This is a genomic window from Rhodococcus sp. DN22 (genome assembly GCF_036669995.1).
Classification (GTDB): domain Bacteria; phylum Actinomycetota; class Actinomycetes; order Mycobacteriales; family Mycobacteriaceae; genus Rhodococcus_F; species Rhodococcus_F erythropolis.
The window spans coordinates 6,383,896-6,407,556 of sequence record NZ_CP133326.1 but is presented as its reverse complement, the minus strand read 5'-3'; the positions used below and the strand labels follow the sequence as shown (position 1 = coordinate 6,407,556).

Below are 23,661 nucleotides of genomic sequence, written 5' to 3'. Positions count from 1 at the left end.
CTGGGGCTCAACAAGGCCTCACGCTCGGCGACGCACCGATGCGACGTCTGAATCCTCAGTCGCAGTGGCCGGCAACTCGGAGGCGTTCGAACCTGCTTCCAGCGCTCGCCCGAGGACGTCGCGCAGGAACTGGAGTGCATCGTTGGCGGGCCCCGATGGATCTATCGAGAACAGGCGATGACGTCCTTGACGCCGTTCGACGATCACGCCGGACAACCGCAGCGCCTTGAGATGTGTGGATACCGTGGTGCGACCGACCGTCGAAATTTGATCGCTGATGAAGCCCGCGTTGCACTCGCCGTGGGTAGCCAGCGTGTCGAGAATCTGTCGACGCACTTGGTCGGCCAGCACAGCAAACGCCAACTCTTCGTTTCGTTGAGTAGTCACTGTCTGCTGTCCGCGCTTCCTCGATGGTCTCTACTGAGATATGTCGACACCCGTCAACATATCTCGAGTTGCCTCCGAGGGAAAGAATGTGGCCGAAGATTGCCGGCGACTTCGGTCAGTGCTCGGCGGTGATCACCGCGTCGCGCAGCATTCCGGTCCCGGGATGGCAATTGATGTACTCGTAGAGCTGATCGGCGGCATCGAATACCGAGACCTCATGGTAGAGACGCAATTTCGAAAGGCCCTCGGCCACCCGGAAGAACGTCGTGAAGATCCGTAGATGGGTCGGGTGGGATTCCGACCACCGTTCGAGTTGGTCGAGGGAGGCCCAGTGGCCGATGTTGTAGCTCAAGTCGAGGAAGTTTCCGTCGATGTCGATATTGCGTACGAATCGGTTGCTGTAGCACCCGACGGCCGGGCCGTTGTCGCGGAGGAAGTCCATGCCCGATTGAAGAGTGGGCAGGATTTCGTCCAGGTAGAGGCTGCGCTCGTCTGCTTCCGCGTCGGCCCAGTCCTGCCCGGACCTGATCAGTGCGATGTTGTCGTGTCCCCGCACTACTACGCGTCCACCTACGGCGGGGTCACCGGCGACGACCCGCAGTTCGCCCGAGGCCTGCATCCAGTCGGTTTGGGAGATCGGAAACCGCTCGCGCATCGAACCCCAGTAGCCGTGCTCGTTGATTTCGCCGCTGACACCGTCCATGACAGATCCCACCCCGGGGAGGTCGTCTTGGAACGCGTAGAGCGTTTCGAATTGTTCGGCTCTCGGTGCCACGATCTCGCGGAAGAACCCCAATCCGTCCGACAGGCGGTCTTCGGACTCCCACCAGGAGGACACTGGAGGTGATGTGCTCCAACGATGTTGGGAAGAAACATCTTTCCAGTAACCGACCACGATGAGGTTCTCGTAGCCCTGGTTGTCGATGTGATGGGTGAGATCGTGGTGTGCCGGTCCGTCCGGCAAGTCGAAGCCGGCGACGATATCCCGCATCGCCCGCAGTGCTGCCGGGCGCTGATCCTCGCCGCGGAACTGCACGCCGAGATAGCCCATCACGACCTGGTGCAATGTGTCGTCTGCGCGCCCGACCCACATGGGAAACGGTGGCGTATAGGTATCCGGAACCCGCCTGGTCAGAGTGCGCGGGCATTGAAGGTGTTCGCCGATTGCAGATTCCATGAGTGCTCCCTGTGATGTAGGTGGTCGAATCGGGCGCCTGGCACTTGGCAACGCCGTGCCGAAAATCTACGCCCGCTCAGCCGAGCAAACTTGGCCGTCAGCGCCCGATACTTGGCCTACCGCGCCGAGAATTGTGGATAGGCGTCGGCGACAGAACGTTTTGAACATCATATTGAATGGTTAAGTGTCCGAGGATGTTACAGATCAGCGGGCAGTACTTGTGGGGGCCACTGCTTGCGACCGGTATTGCCGCGGGCTGATCCCGAACTCCGTCTTGAAGGCTCGACTGAAGGCGGCCAGGTCGGTGAATCCCCAGCGGTGAGAAATCTGGGTCAGCGACCGCTCTACTCCGTGGCGTTGCACGATCTCACGACGGCAACCGTCGAGTCGACGGCTGCGAATCGAACGCGACACCGTTGTGCCGTGTTCGGCGAAGGCTCGGTGCAACTGGCGAATGGAGACTTTGACTGATCCCGCGATGTCCACCGGAGACAGGGCCGGGTCTGCGATGCGGGCGTCTATGACCGACAGGGCGGATTCGTAGAGGCTGGTTCGCCGCGAGGTGATCGGTCGCGCAGTTGTGTGAAGAACGGACTTGACCAGGTTGCCGATCTCGTTGACGACTTCCTCTTCGTCTCCGCTTGCGTCGGACGTCATGCGGACGGAGGCAAGATCGTGAAGAAAGCGACCAAGCAGACCACTCAGGCCCGCGTGTCCGTCGAAGGCGATGGCGGTCAGGCTCGTGACCTCCGCGTCGCTGAGCGACAGGTACGACCGTGGCCAGGTGAACACCTCGAGTCCCCAGATGCCGTCGTGTGCGTGTCCCTCGATCTGCCAATCGAAGGGGCGCGTGGTGTCGTACAGGACGTAGTCGCCACGTCGCAGGACGCATTCGCGGTCGTCTTGGCGCACTACCGCGCTACCGCGGCGGATCATCCCGATCTGCAGATAGTCCGCGCCGTCGCTCTTGATCAGGCTGTTGCTACGGACTATTCGTTGTTCCATCGATTGAACTGCGGATACCCGAACGTGTGCGAGTTGGGCCGAGTGGACGGCCCCGCTGAATCGATCGCCGTCTCCGATATCGGATACGTCGAGCGCGACAAAATGCTCGCGCAACAAATCTGCCCAGTCGCCCGTGAGAGTCGTGCGTGTGGGCAGGGAGAAGCCGGATCGCGCGAGCATTGCAGGGCGCCTCCTCGCAGAAAAGCCGAAGTTCTCGGGTGCTCGATGTTCAGAGAGTAATCCCGCACATCAGACATGTCGATAGAAGTCGACATGTCATCGCGTCGGGAAGAAATTGTTTGCCATACAAACAACGCCGAGTTATTGTTTGTCGTACAAACAAGTAGGAGTTCGTGATGGCCACCGAGGCAGTTCCCGCAGCGCGCGCGACGCGTGAGTCGGGCAAGCAGACGCGCATGGCGCTGTTCAACGCCGCAACCGAGCTGTTCCTCGAGCACGGCGACAGCGTCTCCATCGCGCAGATCTGCACGGCCGCCGGCGCCCATCCCAACCAGGTGACCTACTACTACGGCTCCAAAGAAAAGCTCTTCGTCGAGGTGGCGTGCGCGGCCGTTCTGCGCGCAGGCAAGCGTGCCGAGGTCGATGCCGCCGACGCCGACACGGTCGGCGATTACACCGAGAAGCTGGTCGGATCCCTCCTGGGCTCGGGCGCTCCCAGCGTCGAACTCTTCGTGGAAGCGATGATGATGACGGGTCGTCGTGGTGAACTCCGCGACCTGATCTCCGAAACGCTTCGCACTCTGCACTCCTCGGGCGAAACCGCCCTCCTCCGTACCTTGATCCGCACCGGCTGGCAGCTGCGCGCGGGCATCGACGTCGAGTCCAAGGCCTTCTGGTCTGCGATCTTCGGCCTCGTCATCCAGAAGACTGCCACCGGCGAGAGCTTCGGCTACTCCCTCGAGGAGGCGGTTGCCGTCATCTTCGCCACCCTCCAGATACCCGACGCCGTACTCAACAGCTCGATGGAATGAACTCTCTTCGAGCGTGATTCTCCGACAAGGACTTCGATGAATATCGTTCGCGTATTCGACAGCAACGTCACCAAGACCCCGGACAAACCCTTCCTGATATTCGACGGTCACGATCACACGTACTCCCAGGTTCAGGACGGAAGTCGACGCGCCGCAGGCTATTTGCAGTCGCTGGGCGTGCAGCCGGGCGACCGCGTCGCGCTGATGTGTTACAACACTCCGGGATTCGTGTACGCGATGCTCGGTGCCTGGCGCTTGGGCGCCGTCGTGGTCCCCATCAACCACAAGATGCAGACTCCGGAAGTTGCCTACGTGCTGGGACACGCGAAGGTGTCGGTGTGCGTCTTCGACGGTGAGTTGGCGCCGGTTGTCGGTCGACTGGAGACAACGGCCAAGCTGATCAGCACGGACTCTGTCGCAGACGGTTTCGACTTCTTCGACGACGCCATCACCCGCCAGGACGGCGTTGACGGTATCGACATCGACGAGAACGATCCGGCCGAAATCCTCTACACCTCGGGGACTACCGGCTCGCCCAAGGGCTGCGTCCACAGCCACCGCAACGTCGTCGGTGTTGCCGTCACCGCGGCCCTCGCCGTGTCGACGACTCGGGACGAGCGACTGCTCATGGCCGTCCCGATCTGGCACGCTTCCCCGCTCAACAACTGGTTCATGTCCACGCTCTACATGGGCGGAACCGTCGTGCTGCTGCGCGAGTACCATCCCGTCAAATTCCTGGAAACAGTTCAGGAACAACGCATTACCCTCTGCTTCGGCCCGCCGGTCATCTACACCACTGCACTCAACCTCGTGCCGAACTTTGCCGACTACAACCTCGGAAGCGTTCGTGCGTGGTTGTACGGCGGGGGACCGATCGGCGCGGATGTCGCTCGGCGACTGGTGGAGTCGTACGGCACCACCGAATTCCGACAGGTCTACGGCATGACCGAGACCGGGCCAGTGGGCACCGTGCTGTACCCCGAAGAGCAGTTGAGCAAGGCGGGCTCGATCGGCCGCGTCGCGCTGGCCGGCGTCGACCTGCGCCTGGTTGCCGATGACGGCACCGACGCGGAGCCCGATCAGATCGGTGAGATCTGGCTGCGCGCCGACACCGTCATGCAGGGGTACCTCGACGACCCCGCTGCCACGAAGGCTGCTTTTGCCGACGGCGGTTGGTATCGCACCGGCGATCTGGCGCGCAAGGATGCGGACGGTTACCTCTTCATCGTCGACCGCGCGAAGGACATGATCATCACGGGCGGCGAGAACGTCTACTCCAAGGAGGTCGAGGACGTGATCTCCGGCCACCCGGACGTCGTCGACGTCGCCGTTGTCGGAAAACCCAACGAAGAATGGGGCGAGACCGTCGTCGCGCACGTCGTCTGGCGTGAACCGGATGTCATCAGCGCCGACGACATCAAGGACTACCTCTCGGACAAGTTGGCGCGCTACAAGATTCCGCGTGAAGTGGTGTTCGCGACGATTCTTCCGCGTACACCGACCGGCAAGATCCAGAAGCACCTCATCCGCGCAGCGAGCTGAAAGGCCTGTCATGACTGATATTTCCGAGAAGACCGTCACCCACCCGGCTCCGCATCGCACCCATGCAGTGCTCAACCAGTCGGTACCGCGCACGGACGTCAACGAGTTCCTGCTCGATACGGTCCTGGCCGAAGGCGTCGCGCGTCACGACGCCGATTGGGCCACCAGTGAACTCACCGATATCGGTGAACTGGTCGGCAGTGCCGGGTTCCAGCACGACGCCGAGCTGGCCAACACGGTGATCCCCGAATTGAAGACCTTCGATCGCTGGGGAAACCGCATCGACGAGGTCGAATACCATCCGTCGTATCACCGGATCATCTCTGCCGCCGTTGCGCACGGTGCTCACACCTCTGCCTGGGCTGACCCGAAGCCGGGTGCCAACGTGGCTCGGGCCGCGGCATTCATGCTCTTCTCCCAGGTCGAACCGGGCCACGCGTGCCCGATCTCCATGACGCACGCTGTGATCCCCTCGCTCGAGCTGCAACCCGATGTAGCCGCCATCTGGACCCCGCGTGCCCTTTCTCGGAGTTACACCCCCGAGTTGGATGCTCCCGGAAAGGCATCCGCGATCTTCGGAATGTCGATGACGGAAAAGCAGGGTGGCTCCGACGTGCGAGCCAACACGACCATCGCCAAGCCGGCCGGACGTGGCGGCCCGGGTGCGGACTACCTCCTCACCGGACACAAGTGGTTCTGCTCCGCGCCGATGTCCGACGCCTTCCTGGTTCTCGCTCAGGCCGAAGGTGCTGCCGGCGAGGGACTTTCCTGCTTCCTTCTCCCCCGCATCCTGCCCGACGGCACACGCAACGTCTTCCGCATCCAGCGTCTGAAGAACAAGCTGGGCAACAAGTCCAACGCGTCGTCCGAGATCGAGCTCGACGGCACCGTCGGCACCATGATCGGCGAACCGGGACGTGGCGTGCGGACCATCATCGAAATGGTGTCCCAGACGCGACTCGACTGCATCCTCGGCAGCACGGCAGGTATGCGTCAGTCGGTCGCCGAAGCGGTGTGGCACGCACGGCACCGCAGCGCTTTCGGTGCCGTCCTGGCAGATCAGCCGGCAATGACCTCGGTGCTTGCCGATCTGGCTCTCGAATCCGAAGCCGCGACCATCACCGCACTGCGATTGGCCCGTGCGCAGGACGAGGACGCGAATGAGCAGGAAAAGGCGTTCCGCCGACTCGCGACGGCTGTTGCGAAGTACTGGATCTGCAAGCGCGGCCCGCACCACTCCTACGAAGCCCTCGAGTGCCTGGGCGGCAACGGTTACACCGAGGACTTCCCGCTTGCCCGTCGCTACCGTGAGCAGCCCGTCATGGCCGTGTGGGAGGGGTCGGGCAACGTCATCGCGCTCGACGTCCTGCGCGCGATGACCCGTGAACCCGACTCCGTTGCCGCCTTCGACCACGAGATCAACCTCGCCCGCGGCAACAACCCGGTCCTCGATCAGCACCTCGATCGGGTACGACGCCAACTCGGTGAGCTCGCCACGATGGCACCTGCCGACGCTCAACTCCGCGCTCGGACCGTCGTCGAGGCTATGGCGTTGGCACTGCAGGCTTCGCTCATGGTGCGCCACTCCCCGGCCGCCTCGTCCGATGCGTTCATTGCCGCTCGCCTCGGCGACGACCGTGGTCACGAGTACGGAACTCTGCCTGTGGGAACAGATTTCGCCGGAATTCTCGCGAGAGCCTAAGGCTGCTCCCTCAGTACCCTGGTGACGGTGTGTACTGCCGGCGTCGGATTGTTGGGTCGCCATGCCATCGCGATTTTCAGCGTGGGCGTGGCCCCGGCGATCGGCAGGTACACGACCCCGTCCATGGACAGATGCGCCGTCGACTCCACGACGACGGCGATCCCGACCCCCGCTCCGACCATGGCCAACAGGCTGTACGGATCGGGGGCTTCGTGTGCGATGGTGGGCGTGAAACCTGCTGTGGCGCAAACGGACAACGTTGCATCGCGCACCACCGAGCCGTGCTCGGCGGGATACATCACGAATCGCTCGGTTGCCAGGTCTTCCGGTGACACCGAGTCATGCGTACCGAGGTGATGCCTGGCCGGAACCGCGACCATCAAGGTTTCCTCCCGCACAGTGTGAGTCTCGAATCCGCGCGGAATGGGCAGGCCGACTATGCCCATGTCCAGTGCGCCGCGTCGGAGAGCGTCGAGCACCTCACCCGAGTACATCTGCGGCCGTAGTTCCAGTTCGATTCCCGGATGGGAGTCGGCCAAGGACCGTGTGAGGGCCGACAGGACGGTGTAGCCGCCTGTTCCGCCGAAACCCACTGTGACACGGCCCGTCTCGCCAGTCGACGCGGCCGATGCGATTTCTCGTACCACGGCGATCTGCGCTTCGATGATTCGTGCGGGCGTGACCAAGGCTTCGCCGGCTGCGGTCAGTTGCACTGATCTGGTGGTCCGGACGAACAGGTCGGTGCCGAGTTCGCGCTCGAGCGCCCGAATGGTCTGGCTGAGCGGGGACTGCCCGATGTGGAGTCGCTCGGCGGCCCGGCCGAAATGAAGTTCGTCGGCTACTGCGAGAAACGCGCGCAGCTGACGCAATTCCATGTCGCTCCTCCCAGTCTTCATTTATGTGGTTCTCCCACATAAATGAGTCGAACTAAGTCTTGGACTCTACATGGATTTCGGACGATAGTGATTCACGCCTCACATTGCAACCCTTGGTGATGCCCGACGCGAGAATCAGGGAGAACCGTGGATCAAAACCCAGGTCAAGACACCAATCCGCCTGAATACAACACCAAACAGGCACGCAAGGCGGGAATCACGGCGTTTGTCGGAACGACCATCGAATGGTTCGACTTCAACATCTACGGAACCGCATCCGCCTTGGTGCTCGGCCCGCTGTTCTTCCCGGATGCGTCGCCGGCGGTGGGGACACTCGCAGCCTTCGCGACTTTTGCCGTGGGATTCGTGGCTCGTCCGGTCGGCGGAGTGGTGTTCGGTCATTTCGGAGACAAGTTCGGTCGCAAGAACGCCGTGATCATCACCCTCGCGCTCATGGGGTTGGGAACTGTCGGTGTCGGCCTCCTCCCTACGTACTCCCAGATCGGGATCTGGGCACCGATACTGCTTGTGGCACTGCGTGTTCTCCAGGGCATTGCCATGGGCGGCGAATGGGGCGGTGCCGTGTTGATCGCCACCGAATTCGCTCCCCCGAAGAAGAAGGTGCTCTACGGCGCGTTTGCGCAGCAGGGTTCACCGGTCGGCAACCTGCTCGCGACGCTGGCCTTCCTCGGCCTGACGTTGATGTCGGATTCCGTGTTCGAGTCGTGGGGTTGGCGTCTGCCGTTCCTCGGATCCGCAGCTTTGGTGATCGTCGCTCTCTACATCCGGTTGCACATCTCCGAGACACCCGAGATGAAGAAGGCTGTTGCAGCACAGGAGCGTACACGGATGCCGCTGGTCGAAGTGTTGCGGTCGCATCCCGTCGAACTTGCTCTCGGCGTCGGCGCTGTGGTTGCCGGTGTTGCCATCACGTACGTCAAGACAACCTTTGCGCTCTCTTGGGCGACAACGGATCTCGGCTTCGAGCGTAGTGACTTCCTCCTCGTGATCACCGTGGCACTGGTAGCCCAAGCGCTCGTACAGCCTTTCGGTGCTGTGCTGGCCACGCGGATCGATCCGTCGAAAGCGGTCCGTTGGATGCTGCTTCCGGAGATCGTGCTCCTACCACTGATGTTCGTGCTGGTTCAGACGGGCTCCGTGCCCTTGGCGATTCTGGGTATGGTCCTCGCGACGGCGCCTCACGCAATGTATTACGCCGCGTTGGCCGGCATCCTGGCGCAGGTTTTCCCCACCAATGTTCGGTATACCGGCATCTCTCTGTCGTACCAATTGTCGACCGCCGTTTTTGCCGGAACGGCCCCGATGGTCAGCCAGTATCTGCTGACGCGAACCAACTCGATCTGGCCGGTCGTAGCTCTGGGGCTCGTGTATGTCGTTCTCTCCCTTGTCTGTATGACTGCTTTGTTGCGCAGGAGTGCGCTGCATGCGCAAGCGCCCGGGCCGGAGTCGACGAGCTCCTCGAACATGACCGATGCTTCCACCCTGAAAGGCGTTGACCACTGATGAACTTTGCACACACCGACCCCGCTGTGACAGCGGTAGTGGACAGATGGACCGCCGGGGCGGACCGAGAGACGTTGAACGGATTGCTCGACCGACTGGGCCGAGATGCCGCCGGCCGTTTGTCCGAGCTTGCCGACATCGCGGACAAGAACCCGCCGCTGCTGCAGCAATTCGACAAGGCCGGTGACCGCGTCGACCGGATTTCCTATCACCCGGCCTACCTGGAACTGTGCCGGGCGGCGTACAACGAGTACGGCCTGTCCGCCATGTCGCACCGAAAAGGGTTGCACGGATGGGACTCCGTGCATCCGCCACTCGCGAAGTATCTCGCGTCGTACATCTTCGTGCAGGCAGAGTTCGGGCTGGCCTGCCCGGTGTCGATGACAGATGCTGCTGCGCGGACCCTGCGTATGTTCGGTGATCCGGCCGTGTTCTCGCCCTGGATCGACGCGTTGACGTCGACGGACCCCGAGCAGGCGAAGACGGGTGCGATGTTCATGACCGAGATTCAGGCAGGCACCGACATCGCCTGCACCGAAACACGCGCCGAGCGCGACGGTGACGGATGGGTTCTGACGGGCAAGAAGTGGTTCGCCTCCAACCCGGATGCCGATGTGATCATCACCCTCGCGAGATTCCCGGGCGGACAGGATGGTTCGACGCGTGGAGTCGGAATGTTCATGGTGCCCAAGACCTTAGGATCCGGCGAGCGCAACAACCTCACGATCGATCGTCTCAAGGACAAGCTGGGTACGCGTTCCATGCCGAGCGGCGAGGTGACGCTGAACCGCGCGCACGCACTCCAGGTCGGCGAACTCGATCGAGGATTCCGCCAGATGGCGGAGATGGTCAACACGTCTCGCCTGTCCAATGCGATGCGTTCGAGCGCTCTCATGCGCCGAGCAGTCCGCGAAGCCGTCGAACATTCGAAGAGTCGAGTCGTGTTCGGTAAGAAGCTCTTCGACCAGCCGCTGATGCGGGCGACGCTTCTTCCCCTTGCACTCGATGCCGAGGCTTCGCTGGCCCTGGTCGCGTACAGCGCACAGTGTCTTCAGGCAGCAGACGGCGGCGACGAACAGGCGCGCGCACTGATCAGGGTGCTGACACCGATCGCCAAACACTTTGTCTGCAAACGCGCGCGGGTGGTCACCGGCGAGGCCATGGAGGTGCGCGGAGGAAACGGCTACATCGAGGAATGGGCCAACGCGCGACTAGTGCGGGATGCCCACTTGGGCTCGATCTGGGAGGGCTCGAGCAATGTCATTGCGCTGGACGTACTTCGGTGCCTACGCAAGTTCAACTCGCACCGCACGGTCGCGGAAGCGATGACGGACATCTTGTCCACCGTCGGACCGGATTGCGAAGCCGGGGCCGGAGTTCTGTTGCGGCGCTGGGAGGAACTGGTAGAGGAAGGAGATCGTCTGATCTCCGGATCTGACGATGCCGCCCAGGCCGCCAGCGCAAAGTATGCCGACGAGCTCGCTCGTGCCGTCATGGCGACCCTGCTTTTCGATCTTGCAGACCACGGCATCCGACACGGTAATGGGTACCGGTCACTGCTGGTGGCGAATTCCTACCTGGCCGGTCTTGTGGGGAAGGTGCCGTCGGCTGCACTCGGCAATCTCGACGTGATCACCGACGGCGGTGACGTCGAGCTGGATGATGCACGTGACGTCGTAGCCGAGTTCCTCTCCGTAGCAGGGGTTCACCAGTGAATTCTCCAACAGGCCCCACACCCTTGGCTGGTGTCCGCGTGCTCGATCTGTCGAAGATCCTTGCCGGGCCGTACGCAACCATGTCGCTTGCCGATCTCGGAGCCGACGTCACCAAGATCGAACACCCTGAAGGCGGCGACGCCACGCGTTCGTGGGGGCCTCCCTTCGTCGGCGTAGATGCCGCCTACTACCTCGCGATCAACCGCGGCAAGAAGTCGGTCACGATCGACCTCAAGTCCACCGAAGGACAGGAGATCATCCACCGCATGCTCGAAGAGACCGATGTGGTCGTGGAGAACTTCAAGCCGGGCAGCGGATTACAGAAGATCTTCGACTACCAGGCACTGTCCGAGCGATACCCGCATCTGATCACCCTGCACATCTCTGCCTTCGGTGAAGAAGGACCGCTGCGCGACGAACCGGGGTACGACATGATCGCGCAGGCCGCGGGTGGGCTCATGTCGCTCACCGGTGAACCCGGCGGCGCTCCGATGAAATCCGGGTTTGCGTTGGGAGACTTGGGCGCAGCGCTTTTCGGACTGGTCGGTGTCCTGGCTGCATTGGTCGAGCGAGGCCGGACCGGGCGCGGACAGTACGTGACCACGTCGCTGTACGAGTGCCAACTCGCGATGCACGTCAACTGGGCGACCAGTTACTTCGCCACCGGTGAGCGCCCGACTGCGTTGGGCTCCGGTCATCCGAATCTTGCTCCGTATCAAGCATTTCCTGCCAGCGACGGGTACTTCGTCGTCGCTGTCGGCAACGACGCGATGTGGGCGTCGCTGGCCGAGGCCATCGGAAGGAGTGAACTGGTCACCGATTCGCGTTTTGCCCACAACCGCGACAGAGTGGAGAACCGCGAGAGTCTGGAACGAGAACTCACCAGCGCCTTCGCATCGGAGACCGTCGAACACTGGTGCGCTCTTCTCGCCCAACGCGCCGTACCGGTCTCACCGATCCGGCATCTCGACGAGATCTACTCCGATCCCCACACCGCCGCGCTCGGCATGGTCGGAACCGTCGACCATCCGACGCTCGGACCGTTGAAGCAAGTGGCCTTTCCGGTCAACTTCTCCGGCCAGAGGCCACGTCTGACGTCGGCGCCGCCCGTTCTCGGCGCCGACAACGACGAAGTCCTTGGTACCGCTCAGGCCAGCCCGCTCAACGCAGGCGGCGTGTTGTCGTCGCGCCAACCGATGGCCTCGGCAAGCGTCGTGAGGTCGTAGTCCGGTCCGCTGACGCCGACGGTGAAGAGTGAGACACCGTCGGCGACCAGGTCGGCTGCATTTTCGAGCCCAGGCCACGGAACCGAGTGCTCTACTTCCAGCGGGTTCCGGCCCACGTCGGCGCAGTGGTCGGAGAGGATGTCTGACTTGCGCAGGTGTGTCTCACGGTCGCCGAAGCTGTGCCAGACGTCGGCGTACTCGGCGACCAAGCGCAGGGTCTTCTTCTCGCCGCCACCGCCGATGAGGACCGGGATGTTGCGCGTCGGCGGCGGGTTGCCCTTCGCCAGGCGGCCCGTGATGCGGGGGAGGTATTCGCCAAGCAGTTTCAGCCGTGAACCGGGAGTGCCGAAGTCGTATCCGAACTGGTCGTAGTCCTTCTCGAACCAGCCGGCACCGATACCGAGGATCAGGCGCCCGCCGCTGATGTGGTCGACGGTTCGCGCCATGTCGGCGAGTAGATCCGGATTGCGGTAGCCACCACCGGTGACCAGGGCGCCGATCTCGACGCGTTCGGTTTGCTCGGCCCAGGCGCCGAGCATGGTCCAGCATTCGAAGTGGGCGCCGTCGGGATCGCCGGTCAACGGGTAGAAGTGGTCCCAGTTGAAGACGATGTCCACCCCGGCGTCCTCGGACCGCAAGACGGCGTCGCGTATCAACCCGTAATCGGGTGCGTGCTGGGGTTGGAGTTGAACACCGATGCGTACCGGACGAGTCATGCCACGCTCCTGACGAGAGGAATGGTTGTCTTCTCCCATCATGGCCGGGTGTGCGCGGTACCGCTACCGCCGCCGTCGGTGACGGGTTTGCCCGATCTTGTGCCCACCCCTTTTCGAGCGAACGGTACTTTCGGCGCCTTAGATCGACTGAACGTGCCGTTCGCTCAGAAAGGGGGCAGGCAAAAAAGGCGGCAGTCAACAGGGGGGCGGGTAAAAACAGGGGTGGTCTGCCCACAGCAGACAAGCGGGGCCGCGGCACTGCCGCGCCGGTAGGAATGGATTCATGACTACTGAAGCGCCCACCGATACCGGCTACCGTGACCTGTTGACAGACAGGCTCTTCCGACAGCGAACCATTCTGCTCACCGGCGAGGTCAACGACGCCATGGCCGAACGTGTGTGTTCGGAACTGGTGCTCCTCGCCACCACCGACCCCAAGCGCGACGTCGTGCTCTACATCAATTCACCTGGCGGATCGGTGTTTGCCGGTCTGGCCATCTACGACACTATGAAGCTCATCCCCAACGACGTCGTGACGGTCGCGATGGGCTTCGCCGCCAGCATGGGCCAGGTGCTTCTCTGCTCCGGCACCCACGGCAAGCGAATCAGCCTGGCGCACAGCCGCATCATGATGCACCAACCTTCGGCAGGTATCGGTGGCACTGCGGTGGACATTGCGATCCAGGCCGAGAGCCTCGAGCTGATGAAGCGTCAATCGCAGGAAATCCTCGCCGCCGAAACGGGCCGGACCGTCGAAGAGATCGAGACCGACAGCGATCGGGATCGCTGGTTCACCGCCGAGCAGGCGCGCGAGTACGGAATCGTCGACCGCGTCGTGACGTCCTTCGCCGAGATAGCACCGCAAGCTACCTTCCCCAAGATCGGATTGTGACGTCATGTCCCAGTACACGATTCCCAGTGTCATCGAGCGAACACCAACGGGTGAGCGATCTTTCGACATCTTCAGCAGGCTGCTCAACGAGCGCATCGTCTTTCTCGGCACAGAGATCGACGACGGCGTCGCCAACGTCGTGATGGCTCAGATGCTGCATCTGCAAGCCGACAACCCGGATCGTGAAATCGGTTTGTACATAAACTCTCCCGGCGGTTCCACCACGGCGATGCTCGCGATCTACGACACCATGCAGTTCTTGAAACCGACGATTTCCACGTACTGCATGGGTCAAGCGGCTTCGGCTGCTGCAGTGCTTCTGGCCGCCGGCACTCCAGGCCATCGGCATGTTCTTGCCCATTCGCGGGTGCTGCTGCACCAACCGTCGACGCAAGGTAGCGGCACCATCTCGGACCTCGCGCTTCAAGCAGCCGAGATCCTGAGAATCCGGGAGCAGACCGAGGCGATTCTGAGTAAGCACACCGGTCAGAGCGTCGAGCGGCTCCGTAAGGACACCGATCGCGACAGGATCTTCACCGCCGACGACGCTATCTCCTACGGACTGGCTGACACCCTCATCGAAGGGAACTGACTAGGCCGCCATCAGGACGGGACCCGAGATCGGTGCGGGAGAGTGCCCGAAGGTGAGGGAGTTGAGCGCAACGATCCGGTTGCCCGCTCGGAACAGCAGGTGCTCGAGCGGCATCCCGAGCGCTTCGCAGATTGCGCGCAGAATTTCCGACGACGGTTCCTTCTTGCCCCGTTCGATCTCGGAGAGGTATTGCTTCGACATCCCGACCTTTGCGGCTACGTCGTCGAGAGTTCGGTCCTGATCGCGTCGAACCTCCCGCAGCACTCGTCCGTAGGCTTCACGAATCAGTGGGGTTTTGCGCACGGCAACAGTCGGATCGGGGAGTTCCGACTCACCCTTGACCAGGACCAGTCTGCGCGGCGCATCCATAGGCCGAGTATTCCAGCCGACCGGTACGGACACCACCGGGTTCGCCGAGGGCTGACATCTAGTCCGTTCGAACACCACCGGCAAGGAACATCGCTCGAAGAACGAAGGCCGCCTCGGGCCCGATGATCTCGCCGACAAGGCTCGTGTAGCGGTCGACGAACTCGGGCCCGTGGGAAGCCTCGTCGGAGGCGGGGTCGCCGAGGTGGTGCGCAAGTTCGTGCAAGTCGGCTTCTGTAGACACGCGGGGTGTTACGGTGGTGCTGTCCACATCCGGGAACCCGGGGGTGTTATGGGTGATAGATGGTTGACCGTGCTTTCTGGTGGAAGCCCGTCCGCCCCAACGAACTTGCTCCCCGAATTGGCGTGGGTCGAGCTTGATGAGCTGGAAGCGCAGGCGGGCATCAAGCCCGGAACCCCGGTCATCATCGACCTTGCGCGGCTGCACGCTGACCCGGAGGGATACCGGACAGAATGGGTCTTCACCGAGTTCCTGCGAACTTCCCGCTGGTCACGACTGAAGCAAGGTACACGCGTAACCTATGCGACCGTCTACCCGCCAATCATTCGATGGCTCGCAAGCCGCCCCTTTCCAACGGCGCTCCACGAGATGGACGCGAATGATCTCAACGAGTGGAAGGAATGGCGCACTGATCCCATCAGAAATGAGAATTCCATCAGCGGGGCGACGTGGAACAAAGAGGTCGCGGCGCTCTCACTGTTCTTTTCGTGGGCGGTGAGGAAGAAGTACGCAGCCGAGAATCCGATCGAAGAGTTCGGACCAGGACTTAAGTTCAAGGACCAAAATAGAACCAGCGTTAGGGCCGGCGGGTGGAAGAGCAAGAACGCTCGCATTCGCCGCGTTGATTGGATTGAGCCCGAGACTTTCCGTCTGTGGTCCAACGTTGCGTTCAGGGGGTACGCCGTATCGGCAAGCGAGACAGGCAAACTCGTTGGAGCGGGGGAAGACCAGTCCTTCCGGGGCCGCAATACGCAGCGCAACGCGACGTTTATTGACACGGTCTATTTTTGCGGCACACGCGAAGGTGAAACAAGCCTGCTACTGATATTGGAGTTGCCCCAGAAGAGCGCCAGCGCATTCGCGGAAATGCGTCTGCCCAGTTCCATCACGAAGACTGGACAGTCGCGGATGATTGTCATGCCGTGGCTGGTTGAAGGGCTACTCAGGCGGTACATCCAGCAGGATCGACGTCGAGCGGTCGCGTTGGGGCGACAGCACGGTAACTACAGCGACGCCCAGTGGCACAAGATCACCGACCATCGAGTCAAACGAGGGAAGCTTGAGGTCCAGATCGACGGTGGCCGAACGTGGAAGACTCATGATCAATTACGTGGACCCGCTCGGCGATGGCTATTGATGGAGACAGAATATGGCTGGGAACCGGCCATGCTGTGGCTCACCGAGAGCGGACTGCCTGCCGATCAACGCAACATGATCAAGGTCATTCAGCGCGCAACGTATAAGTGGGAAAAGGCCTGCAAGGCGGCAGGTTTCACGGGTGACGTCCCCTACCCAACCGCGAAGACCCTACGGTACTCGTTCGCTTTGAATTGGCTCATCGCATGGCACAAGGTCATTGATGACGAACTGGGATCGCCACCTGCCACTTACAGCCCAAGCCGGTACGAGGACGCCTACACCAACGTCCAATGGCAACTCGGACACCGTGACCTGCAGACGACGATGGATGCCTACCTCCTTGCGGTGAAAGACCTACGGGGCATCAACATCTTTCGCGAGGCAACATTCAAATCCGTCTATGAGGCGCTGCATTCCAGCCATGAGAGCGTTCTACCGGGATTGGACTACCGAGAGGAGGGCCGTGGCCTTGGCTAGGGGACGGTTCGCGTCGTTGCCTGATGGACAACAAAAGAGCCGAGTGAGTGAAGACGGTTTGAGTGTCACGATCTGGGATGAGGACGGCACCCGACACATGACGGTGGACTTTGCAGGCGCTGCTGGCTCAGAGGAACTCCGCAAGCAATGGGTTGTCTGCATTGCTCGCGCCAACGGACCCTCCGGTTCTTGGCGTTCGATCGAAAGCGCACGCGGCTTGTCCTCGACCAGTCGAGTTTTCCTTAGGTGGGCTTCCGAACGGGGGATCACCAGCCTCGACTCCCTGGCCGCCGACGATTGGTTCGACTTCGTATTATGGGTTCGTGACACCTACCCGGACGCAATGGCGAAATCCCGCAATCACAAACTGACCGCGGTGCGAGGTGTACTCCTGCAGCACGGTGAGTTGCCCCTCGAAGTCGGGCAGGCGCTCTCCCAGCGATATCTGGAGACTCAAGAGAGCACCCTCCCAGATCACTACACTGTCAGCGAACTTCAGCAGATTCGATCCAGCGCGGTCCGGGCACTCCGCAATGCATGGAGCCGGATCGAGCCCAATTGGGCGCTGGCGCAAACGCGCAAGGAATCGGTGCCACCAGAACAACACTGCCGTTGGGAGGCGCTCCATGCTCTCCTTCGTGCGCCCCACAAGCGTTTGGGCAGCGCCGACGGTGCAGCCCTCGGCCTTCTCGATCAATACCACAACGTTCGGATCGAACAGACGCGGTCCTTGCTATTCCTCACGACGCATGAAGGGCTTGCGGCGTATGCCGCCATCGTCGGTGCGACGGGAGAAAACACATCAACGACTGCACGGCGACGGGTGCCAAGCACCGCCGCGTCAGCCGCCTCAGAGAGCCTCACGATCTTCACCTCCGAAAGGGACAAGCGCCGCCGAGGCGGCGGCAGATCCTTGATGTCGGAGAATGCTGTCGCCACTTCCCCCCTCGGCAGAATCCTGCAACTGGTCATGGACTGCACCGCCCCGGCGCGGCTTTCTGCTCACCTCAATCCAGAAGCCCTGTTGGATTGTCAGCCGAGTGCGCACCAGTCCGCGAAGGAGTTGTCCAGCGAAAGCCTCATTCTGTTCATGAGGTACAACGGAGTGCTAGCGAACAGCGTCGCAACCATTCCCAAGTCCATGGCGTGGATGCCCGCCGGGCTACATCTTGACCTCAGACGACTCCACAGGACCTACCTGACGCGGGTGGCACAGCACCCCGTGGACAATCGGCACCTCACGTGGATTGATGCCTACATTCTCAAGGACCCCGAAAGGATTCAGGAACTGGAGGACATCCACCGTGCTGCGCAGCAGAAGGCGCTCGATACGGTGCGAAGCCTCGCGGTACGACTGTTGACTGAAGAAAAAGCGACGGCAGAGGGTCTCGACACGACACCGACAGACAAGGGTACGAGGTGTCAGGACATCCTTCACAACCCGGAGACAGGCACCTACTGCTCGAAGTCGTGGCTCTCTTGCTTGGGCTGCAAGAACGCCTACGTCGTCACGAGTAACCTACCCCCGCTCGTAGCTTTGCTGGATCTGCTGGAGATGAAGCAGCGAGACGATGATGACCGGGAGCGTTGGCGCCGGGAATACCTCACCGCGTGGCAACAACTCAACGCGATTCTGAGCGACGTGGAGCCAGAAACCGTCGCTGCAGCACGCGCGAAGGTCAGTCCGGAGCTGCGTTCGCGAGTCTGGAATACAGTCATTGTGAACAGGGGCGAGTCATGACAACGCAGCCACTCACAGTTGACTTCCCGGAATCATGGAGCGACGACGCTCCGATCATTGCGAATGCCAAGCGCATCGTTCGCGAAGAAGCGCCAATCTCCACCTTCGGCGAGAACGTGTGGAACCTGGCTGCGATGGCACCACCGCGCAAGCGAGCACAACTCACCTGCAACTTCGAGTCGATCCCTTGCCAGTTCAGGCTTCCCGTCAAGAAGGCGGTGTGGCTCCTGATCAATGAGGGAAAGCCGAGCCGCGCAGTTCGGCGCGGCGGCACGACGACCAAGAAATGGGTTTCGACTGGCACGATTGCGCAGTTCACTAATCACATCCGAGCATTCCTGAACTACGTGGCAGTGGAGACGCCCGAGGTCCGCTCACTGCGGGGCATTGTTAGCGAAACCATGGATGCATACGTCGGCACCCTCGAAGGAAAGATGAGTAGGGAGTCGGCCGGGTTCCGCTACGGAAGCATTCGGCTTCTCCACGACCTCACGGCAGACCTCCACGCAGGCGAGAGGCTCAGGGAACCGTCATGGGTCGATGACCAGGTATTCCTCGGCGATGTTGGCAGGTCGGAAAACGCAACGTCACCCATGCCCGACGCCGTTCTTACACCGATGCTTCTGTGGAGTGTGGCGTTCATTGAGCAATTCGCTGACGACATCCTCTCTGCACGTAATGCAATCGATGGCTACATGCCCGCCACGGTTCAGGACTACCCTTTGAGGGCACAGCAGCGCGACAAAATCGTTTCCGCGTGGAGGAAGGACCATGGAGACACTCTGCCTCGGACCGACACCTCACGCGGGGGCATCGCTCTGGGCTATATGTGCTTCATCCTGAATTGGCCTATCCGATTCCAGGGCGGTGGACTCAAGGAGCAACTGAGCGCCGTTCCGGACATGGTGATCAGTGACAGCCCTGCGTGTCCGGTTCCCACTCAGGTGAACGGAAGAGTTCACGGCAGGTGCTGGCAGCCCACTGGCCTGGACTACTACAGGCTGACCGTGCATGAGCGCGATCTGCAAAGCGCCTGCCTGTTCCTACTTGGTCTGAACTCGTCTATGAGACCGGAGGAATTGCTGAGCCTTGAGGTAAAGACCTTGCAAGATGACGGGACGAGCAAGCGAGTAACTGAGCGCGTCCAAGCCCCTGACGGTCAGGTGCGTCATCTGTTGTATGGGCGAACATTCAAAGGGCAGGACGGGGCCGATGGAACTCAACGTGCAGACGGCATCGCGCGTCCATGGGCGATCACGGAGTTGGGCGCATCTGCCGTCACTGTGATTGAGCGGCTCAATGGGCGGCACGGACGACTCTTCGTAGCTGCCGGGTTTGGCGGGCCTGTCGCCAGGGACGGTTTATCTCGATCACTTACGACACAAACGGCGGCTATCAACCTGCGGAAATTCGTGAAAAGAATGCGCAGCCTCGCATCAGAATTGGCGCTCCCCGAAGAGTACTGCTTCCCCGAGGACGCCGAAGACTTCATGACGCTAAGCACGCTTCGCCGCACCGCTGAGGTCCTCACCCAGCAAGAGATAGGCGGTGTCCTTGCTGGCGCACATCAGGCAGGACACCGTGTCGGCGACCCGTACGGCACCCGCGTCACGGAGGGATACGGCGGACTTGCCACACAATCAAAGGTAGGACGCCGTACGTCGGAATGCACAGGGCACGCACTCGCACACCTAGTTGTCGAGTCGCGTCACGGCGTCGTCGGTGGACCCGCAGGAGACCGAGCCCTCGGCGTAGCGAACCTAGCCGCCTCAGAGTTGGAATTGGTCGACCCCGCCAACCTCATGACCCCGGTACTTAGCAACGAGTGGAAGCGGATCACTAAGTCGGTTGGACAATCCGTTTACGAGATCCCGCTGGCCGGCGGCGCGCACGCCTACTGCATCTTCCACCTGCCATGGTCAGCCTGCACCAAGGAAGGCGAGGAGCCCGACGTTGCCGGTTGCAAGATCGCCTGCCCAAACAAGGCACTCACCACGGATTCAGTCCGCGGTCTGCAGCAGCGCCAGCAGGAGCTAGAAGAGTCAAAGCAAGGAGCTACTAGCGAAGAGGTGATCAGGGCTGAGCACTTAATCACGGCCTACGAGGAACAGATCGCTGATTCGGGGCTACCTGTGGCGTCACGCAACAAGAAGCGCGGTACCTCAAAATGACACTCCATCGCGACACCATCCCGTTGGTCGCGGACGAGAGAAATGCAGAGCGAAAGAAGATCGTCGCCGCTATGCGTCGGCTCCTCATCACCGGGAAGCCCCGCGTTGTAGCGCTCGACGACCGACTCGTGATCGACACGCTTCGCAGAGAAGCAGACGTGACGCGGTCGGCACTCACGCACAGGCATATTGACCTCAAAGACCTGTTCCTCGATTGCGTCGCGGAACGCGAGCAGGAAGCCCAAGCCCTCCGCCCTCCGAACGAGGTCGCTCTTGAAGCGCGGGTCGATGACCTCAAGAAGAAGAACCGAGACCTTCAGACGCGTGCCACTCATTGGGAGGGCGCGGCACGTGACCTCGCTCGAACGGTTGCCGCGCTACAGATGCTCTACGCCACAGCCAGCGCCCGGCTTGACGCCATCATTGCCGATGTCGCTCCCGAAGATCCGGGCAGGGGCGCCAATGTCTCTGCCATCGGTGACAGGCGTCAGTAGTGAGCGCTTCAGCGGTCTACGGGGCCGAACACGTGTGGTCCGCAGCCCTCGACAGGGGCGGACTTGTGGACTTCCACGGTTCACATCTCTACGTTCCGATCCAAAAGCGATTCGCCGACATACCTTCAGCGCAGCGGTACATCGACGGTGTGCTGGCACTGGACTTGATTCGCGAGGAGTACCCAAAAGTCGGTCCGGTCCGTGTTAGAGAACGCCGTGGGCAAGGCAAAGCCCACTACGAGCCTTTAACCGCGACATTGGCACTCCCCTTGAAAAACAGGGCGTTTGGTCGCGAGAGCACCTTGTTGCATGAGTTGGCACACCACCTGTCAGTGAGCGAGGGCCTTCCTTCTACGCCGGCCGGGACGCGATGGCACGGAGTGGAGTTCCGCAACGCGATGCTCTTCTTAGTCAGCGCCGTATTGGGGGAAGCCGCGGCATTGATTCTTCGCGCCGCGTACTACGACTCGGGGGTTCGAAGCGGGTAGCGAGCAAGGCTATCAGCGGAAGGCACGACCCCCATCTGTCATCCGCAACACGCCGGCCGGCGTCTCGGGCGCGTTCGCCAGGATGCAGCGACTTAGGCACAAGGTGATTGTCTGAAGCGGCACTGCTCTCAGGGCTCCCTGCGTGTGAGCAGAGGAATCGAAGACAGAACCCCGCACCTGCCGGGGAGGCAGAGTGCTCGGCGGCAATCGCGGGCCTTGCCGGTCGAGCTGAGACGGCCGCCAACGACGCACCCGTGCAAGAAAAAGTATCGCGATAAAGCCACTGCGGTATTGAAGTTTCCGGAGCGCCAGGAAGAGTCAGTTGGCGATGGGCCGTCGCTCACTGGTGGTTTTGAGTGCCGCGAGTTTCTCGATCTCGGGCTTTGACGTTCTCTTCAACTTCTTGTCGATGATCAACTTCGTCCGAGCTGCATTGATTCGCGCGTCAGTCACAGGTGACGGTTCGGATGGTCTTGAGTTCGTCAAGAGTGATCCTCCTCTGCACAGTCAGTATCGCCCCTTGCGAGCACTCCGTCGATATCAGTGGCAGTGACGGGAAGAACCCGATGGATCATACCTACCGAGACCCAACACGCCGGCCGCGATGGTGCGAATCGACTCGTCGCGATCGCGGCGAGCCAGGATCGCCGCACGTTTGTCGTCGTCGATGACAGTGGGGCGACCACCGACGTTGCCGCGCTTGCAGGCGGCAGCGAGACCGTTGCGGGTCTTGCACACGATGTCGCGGCGCGGGTCCTCGGCCACAGCGAGTGCGAGGTCGAGTACTAGCGACCGCTTGGTGTACTCGCCGACCGCGCCGCGCTGTCGCCCTACTCAGTGCGGCAGGTCAACGATTCCGTGTTTGCGCAGCAGTTCCTTGACGGCGTCGTGCTCGTCGTGGATGTATGCCTTGGCTAGGAGGTCGTTGAAGGTGTCGGACAGTTGTGGATCGTTCTCGTCGACGGGGACTACGAGCATCCGGCCGCCGCCGATGAGCAGACTGTTCGCGGCGAACAACGCTGTGCGCTTGTTCCCGTCCTCGAACGGTTGGGCTTTGGCGAGCTCCACGAACAGATCGAGAGCCGTCTCTGTGACGTGCTCGCAGGTCAGCGAGGTGATGAGCTGCTGTAGTCCGGCCTCGGTCAATGCGGGAGGAGTGTGCCGCCCGTAGCGGGTTCTGACGCCGATCTGCTGGTCCTGGGTTCGAAGCGCTCCCGGGTGTAGTGCTCCTCGGCGGGTGATCTGAGCATTGATCGCGCGGACGTGAGCGGCGTCGATCGGCTGATCGTGGTGGTCGATGATGAACTGTGCGACGTCCCGGAGGTCTTCGAGCAGCGCAAGGTCGGCGCGGGAGAAGATTCCGACCAGGCTTCCGGAGCGCAGGAAGTTCCCGGTGTCTCGGCGACTGGTAGCGAGGCCGTCGAACACTTTTCCCGAGGAGTAGACGACGCTGGCCAGGTTGGTGATGTTGATCGCGGACAACTCCTGCATAGTCCTCCGGACATTGCTGACGGCCTTCTCGTCGAGCCGCGGAGCAGCCTCCGCCCGCACCTCACGCCAATTTCGAGCCATGTCGCACACCTCCCAAGTTCATCGCGGTGTCACGGTGGCTCATACGGCCCACCGCTGCGCGTCAGCGCGGGCCAGCTCCAGGGCTGGGTCGACGGGGTGGCCGCTGGTGATCCAGTCGGCCGCGCTGCGGTCGCCGAGTTCTTCCTGTGGGCTGCGTAGCCAGATTGCGCAGGTCCACGGGTCGGCGCTTTCACGAAGCGTCTGCCACAGCGCGATCAGGTGCGGATGCACTGTTTGGGAGTCCGTGAACTGCCAGGTGGGGTACCCCCACTGCCCGCCGTCGAGGCGGCAGGCGATCACGGTGCCGGCAGACACAGCCCTGTTGATGGCTTGCCGGCTCACGCCTCGCCACTGTGTCAGGCCGGTGGTGTCGTAGAACGGGCCGACGAGATGGTCGTAGACGTGACTGCTGGGCAGTGCTGCGGTCATGGAGCGGGCGATCGACTCGACATCGTCGAAGACCTCGGCCGGGACGCCGGCAGCGTGGGCGTCGGCGAATGTCTGGTGGACGCGGCGGGTGAGCAGGTCCATGAGCTTGCGTTCTTGTTCGGCGAGTGTGTTCATGAGATCTCCTCGATGGTCAACCATGTCAACCTCAGTGCCCATTGGTCCAATCTCGTCCGATG

The 23,661-nt window shown here is 61.9% G+C and carries 23 protein-coding genes and 1 pseudogene; 13 read left to right on the top strand and 11 right to left on the bottom strand.

Features of this window, described 5'->3' with window-relative positions; genetic code table 11:
- Positions 1 to 18 precede the first annotated feature (18 nt).
- The 3 genes from RA302_RS29580 to RA302_RS29570 form a co-directional block, all read right to left on the bottom strand.
- On the bottom strand, positions 19 to 387 hold the full coding sequence (locus tag RA302_RS29580) for a winged helix-turn-helix domain-containing protein (protein ID WP_007735244.1): 369 nt from the start codon (positions 385 to 387) through the stop codon (positions 19 to 21).
- A gap of 115 nt (positions 388 to 502) precedes the next feature.
- Positions 503 to 1,564 (bottom strand): phenylacetaldoxime dehydratase family protein, encoded by a 1,062-nt coding sequence (locus RA302_RS29575; protein WP_030537649.1) that lies wholly within the window; start codon positions 1,562 to 1,564, stop codon positions 503 to 505.
- A 204-nt stretch (positions 1,565 to 1,768) separates the two neighbouring features.
- Positions 1,769 to 2,749 (bottom strand): helix-turn-helix domain-containing protein, encoded by a 981-nt coding sequence (locus RA302_RS29570; protein ID WP_030537648.1) that lies wholly within the window; start codon positions 2,747 to 2,749, stop codon positions 1,769 to 1,771.
- Between the two features lie 176 nt (positions 2,750 to 2,925).
- Here RA302_RS29570 and RA302_RS29565 point away from each other — a divergent pair, with 176 nt between their 5' ends.
- Genes RA302_RS29565 through RA302_RS29555 form a run of 3 tightly spaced genes read left to right on the top strand, consistent with a single transcriptional unit; the run spans position 2,926 to position 6,805 of the window.
- On the top strand, positions 2,926 to 3,561 hold the full coding sequence (locus RA302_RS29565) for a TetR/AcrR family transcriptional regulator C-terminal domain-containing protein (RefSeq protein WP_030537647.1): 636 nt from the start codon (positions 2,926 to 2,928) through the stop codon (positions 3,559 to 3,561).
- 36 nt (positions 3,562 to 3,597) lie between these two features.
- Entirely contained in the window at positions 3,598 to 5,103 is a 1,506-nt protein-coding gene (locus tag RA302_RS29560) for a long-chain-fatty-acid--CoA ligase (protein WP_030537646.1), read from the top strand.
- Positions 5,104 to 5,113: 10 nt separating this feature from the next.
- The gene (locus tag RA302_RS29555) at positions 5,114 to 6,805 is read left to right on the top strand and encodes an acyl-CoA dehydrogenase family protein (protein WP_030537645.1); all 1,692 of its coding nucleotides are present in this window, start codon (positions 5,114 to 5,116) and stop codon (positions 6,803 to 6,805) included.
- Here the strand turns inward: RA302_RS29555 and RA302_RS29550 are convergent.
- On the bottom strand, positions 6,802 to 7,680 hold the full coding sequence (locus RA302_RS29550; RefSeq protein WP_030537644.1) for a LysR family transcriptional regulator: 879 nt from the start codon (positions 7,678 to 7,680) through the stop codon (positions 6,802 to 6,804). The genes RA302_RS29555 and RA302_RS29550 overlap by 4 nt on opposite strands.
- A gap of 147 nt (positions 7,681 to 7,827) precedes the next feature.
- Here RA302_RS29550 and RA302_RS29545 point away from each other — a divergent pair, with 147 nt between their 5' ends.
- Genes RA302_RS29545 through RA302_RS29535 form a run of 3 tightly spaced genes read left to right on the top strand, consistent with a single transcriptional unit; the run spans position 7,828 to position 12,145 of the window.
- Positions 7,828 to 9,204 (top strand): MFS transporter, encoded by a 1,377-nt coding sequence (locus tag RA302_RS29545; protein WP_030537643.1) that lies wholly within the window; start codon positions 7,828 to 7,830, stop codon positions 9,202 to 9,204.
- The gene (locus RA302_RS29540; protein WP_030537642.1) at positions 9,204 to 10,919 is read left to right on the top strand and encodes an acyl-CoA dehydrogenase family protein; all 1,716 of its coding nucleotides are present in this window, start codon (positions 9,204 to 9,206) and stop codon (positions 10,917 to 10,919) included. The genes RA302_RS29545 and RA302_RS29540 overlap by 1 nt, the downstream gene beginning before the upstream one ends.
- Positions 10,916 to 12,145, top strand: coding sequence for a CoA transferase (locus tag RA302_RS29535; protein WP_030537641.1), 1,230 nt, complete (start codon positions 10,916 to 10,918; stop codon positions 12,143 to 12,145). The genes RA302_RS29540 and RA302_RS29535 overlap by 4 nt, the downstream gene beginning before the upstream one ends.
- On the opposite strand, the gene RA302_RS29530 is transcribed toward RA302_RS29535, so the two are convergent.
- A complete protein-coding gene (locus RA302_RS29530; protein ID WP_030537640.1) occupies positions 12,067 to 12,861 on the bottom strand; it encodes an LLM class F420-dependent oxidoreductase in 795 nt (264 codons plus the stop codon). The two genes, RA302_RS29535 and RA302_RS29530, sit on opposite strands and share 79 nt — an antisense overlap.
- Before the next feature lie 283 nt (positions 12,862 to 13,144).
- Here RA302_RS29530 and RA302_RS29525 point away from each other — a divergent pair, with 283 nt between their 5' ends.
- Together RA302_RS29525 and RA302_RS29520 are read left to right on the top strand one after the other, a co-directional pair.
- The gene (locus RA302_RS29525) at positions 13,145 to 13,753 is read left to right on the top strand and encodes an ATP-dependent Clp protease proteolytic subunit (protein WP_007735229.1); all 609 of its coding nucleotides are present in this window, start codon (positions 13,145 to 13,147) and stop codon (positions 13,751 to 13,753) included.
- A gap of 4 nt (positions 13,754 to 13,757) precedes the next feature.
- Positions 13,758 to 14,345, top strand: a complete 588-nt coding sequence (locus RA302_RS29520; protein WP_003945993.1) for an ATP-dependent Clp protease proteolytic subunit — start codon at positions 13,758 to 13,760, stop codon at positions 14,343 to 14,345.
- On the opposite strand, the gene RA302_RS29515 is transcribed toward RA302_RS29520, so the two are convergent.
- Together RA302_RS29515 and RA302_RS29510 are read right to left on the bottom strand one after the other, a co-directional pair.
- Positions 14,346 to 14,714, bottom strand: a complete 369-nt coding sequence (locus tag RA302_RS29515; RefSeq protein ID WP_030537639.1) for a helix-turn-helix transcriptional regulator — start codon at positions 14,712 to 14,714, stop codon at positions 14,346 to 14,348.
- A gap of 58 nt (positions 14,715 to 14,772) precedes the next feature.
- A pseudogene (locus RA302_RS29510) lies at positions 14,773 to 14,937 on the bottom strand (TIGR04338 family metallohydrolase); the annotation flags it as partial.
- A gap of 81 nt (positions 14,938 to 15,018) precedes the next feature.
- Between RA302_RS29510 and RA302_RS29505 the strand changes: the two are divergent.
- The 5 genes from RA302_RS29505 (at position 15,019) to RA302_RS29485 (ending at position 21,463) form a co-directional block, all read left to right on the top strand.
- On the top strand, positions 15,019 to 16,569 hold the full coding sequence (locus tag RA302_RS29505) for a hypothetical protein (RefSeq protein WP_155277947.1): 1,551 nt from the start codon (positions 15,019 to 15,021) through the stop codon (positions 16,567 to 16,569).
- Positions 16,570 to 16,612: 43 nt separating this feature from the next.
- Positions 16,613 to 18,310, top strand: a complete 1,698-nt coding sequence (locus RA302_RS29500) for a hypothetical protein (RefSeq protein WP_030537636.1) — start codon at positions 16,613 to 16,615, stop codon at positions 18,308 to 18,310.
- A gap of 134 nt (positions 18,311 to 18,444) precedes the next feature.
- Positions 18,445 to 20,481, top strand: coding sequence for a hypothetical protein (locus RA302_RS29495; protein WP_166502865.1), 2,037 nt, complete (start codon positions 18,445 to 18,447; stop codon positions 20,479 to 20,481).
- Positions 20,478 to 20,975 (top strand): hypothetical protein, encoded by a 498-nt coding sequence (locus RA302_RS29490; RefSeq protein WP_030537634.1) that lies wholly within the window; start codon positions 20,478 to 20,480, stop codon positions 20,973 to 20,975. Before RA302_RS29495 ends, RA302_RS29490 begins: the two co-directional genes overlap by 4 nt.
- Entirely contained in the window at positions 20,975 to 21,463 is a 489-nt protein-coding gene (locus RA302_RS29485; RefSeq protein WP_030537633.1) for a TIGR04338 family metallohydrolase, read from the top strand. Before RA302_RS29490 ends, RA302_RS29485 begins: the two co-directional genes overlap by 1 nt.
- Before the next feature lie 318 nt (positions 21,464 to 21,781).
- Here RA302_RS29485 and RA302_RS29480 read toward each other — a convergent pair whose 3' ends face one another.
- The 4 genes from RA302_RS29480 to RA302_RS29465 all read right to left on the bottom strand — a co-directional run bounded on the left by RA302_RS29480 (position 21,782) and on the right by RA302_RS29465 (position 23,599).
- Positions 21,782 to 21,916: a hypothetical protein gene (locus RA302_RS29480; RefSeq protein WP_261943810.1), complete on the bottom strand. Its 135-nt coding sequence runs from the start codon at positions 21,914 to 21,916 to the stop codon at positions 21,782 to 21,784.
- An 87-nt stretch (positions 21,917 to 22,003) separates the two neighbouring features.
- Complete coding sequence (locus RA302_RS29475) at positions 22,004 to 22,228, bottom strand: hypothetical protein (RefSeq protein ID WP_225320211.1); 225 nt, start codon at positions 22,226 to 22,228, stop codon at positions 22,004 to 22,006.
- A gap of 69 nt (positions 22,229 to 22,297) precedes the next feature.
- On the bottom strand, positions 22,298 to 23,035 hold the full coding sequence (locus RA302_RS29470) for a Fic family protein (RefSeq protein ID WP_225320210.1): 738 nt from the start codon (positions 23,033 to 23,035) through the stop codon (positions 22,298 to 22,300).
- 39 nt (positions 23,036 to 23,074) lie between these two features.
- Positions 23,075 to 23,599, bottom strand: coding sequence for a hypothetical protein (locus RA302_RS29465; protein ID WP_030537629.1), 525 nt, complete (start codon positions 23,597 to 23,599; stop codon positions 23,075 to 23,077).
- Positions 23,600 to 23,661 lie beyond the last annotated feature (62 nt).

Excerpts from the sequence above, each read along its gene's own strand:
- RA302_RS29555 (WP_030537645.1), top strand. The coding sequence starts at position 5,114 with ATGACTGATATTTCCGAGAAGACCGTCACCCACCCGGCTCCGCATCGC.
- RA302_RS29575 (WP_030537649.1), bottom strand. The coding sequence starts at position 1,564 with ATGGAATCTGCAATCGGCGAACACCTTCAATGCCCGCGCACTCTGACC.
- RA302_RS29520 (WP_003945993.1), top strand. The coding sequence starts at position 13,758 with ATGTCCCAGTACACGATTCCCAGTGTCATCGAGCGAACACCAACGGGT.
- RA302_RS29490 (WP_030537634.1), top strand. The coding sequence starts at position 20,478 with ATGACACTCCATCGCGACACCATCCCGTTGGTCGCGGACGAGAGAAAT.
- RA302_RS29515 (WP_030537639.1), bottom strand. The coding sequence starts at position 14,714 with ATGGATGCGCCGCGCAGACTGGTCCTGGTCAAGGGTGAGTCGGAACTC.
- RA302_RS29465 (WP_030537629.1), bottom strand. The coding sequence starts at position 23,599 with ATGAACACACTCGCCGAACAAGAACGCAAGCTCATGGACCTGCTCACC.
- RA302_RS29495 (WP_166502865.1), top strand. The coding sequence starts at position 18,445 with ATGGCACCACCGCGCAAGCGAGCACAACTCACCTGCAACTTCGAGTCG.
- RA302_RS29525 (WP_007735229.1), top strand. The coding sequence starts at position 13,145 with ATGACTACTGAAGCGCCCACCGATACCGGCTACCGTGACCTGTTGACA.
- RA302_RS29560 (WP_030537646.1), top strand. The coding sequence starts at position 3,598 with ATGAATATCGTTCGCGTATTCGACAGCAACGTCACCAAGACCCCGGAC.
- RA302_RS29530 (WP_030537640.1), bottom strand. The coding sequence starts at position 12,861 with ATGACTCGTCCGGTACGCATCGGTGTTCAACTCCAACCCCAGCACGCA.
- RA302_RS29565 (WP_030537647.1), top strand. The coding sequence starts at position 2,926 with ATGGCCACCGAGGCAGTTCCCGCAGCGCGCGCGACGCGTGAGTCGGGC.
- RA302_RS29570 (WP_030537648.1), bottom strand. The coding sequence starts at position 2,749 with ATGCTCGCGCGATCCGGCTTCTCCCTGCCCACACGCACGACTCTCACG.
- RA302_RS29540 (WP_030537642.1), top strand. The coding sequence starts at position 9,204 with ATGAACTTTGCACACACCGACCCCGCTGTGACAGCGGTAGTGGACAGA.
- RA302_RS29470 (WP_225320210.1), bottom strand. The coding sequence starts at position 23,035 with ATGGCTCGAAATTGGCGTGAGGTGCGGGCGGAGGCTGCTCCGCGGCTC.
- RA302_RS29550 (WP_030537644.1), bottom strand. The coding sequence starts at position 7,680 with ATGGAATTGCGTCAGCTGCGCGCGTTTCTCGCAGTAGCCGACGAACTT.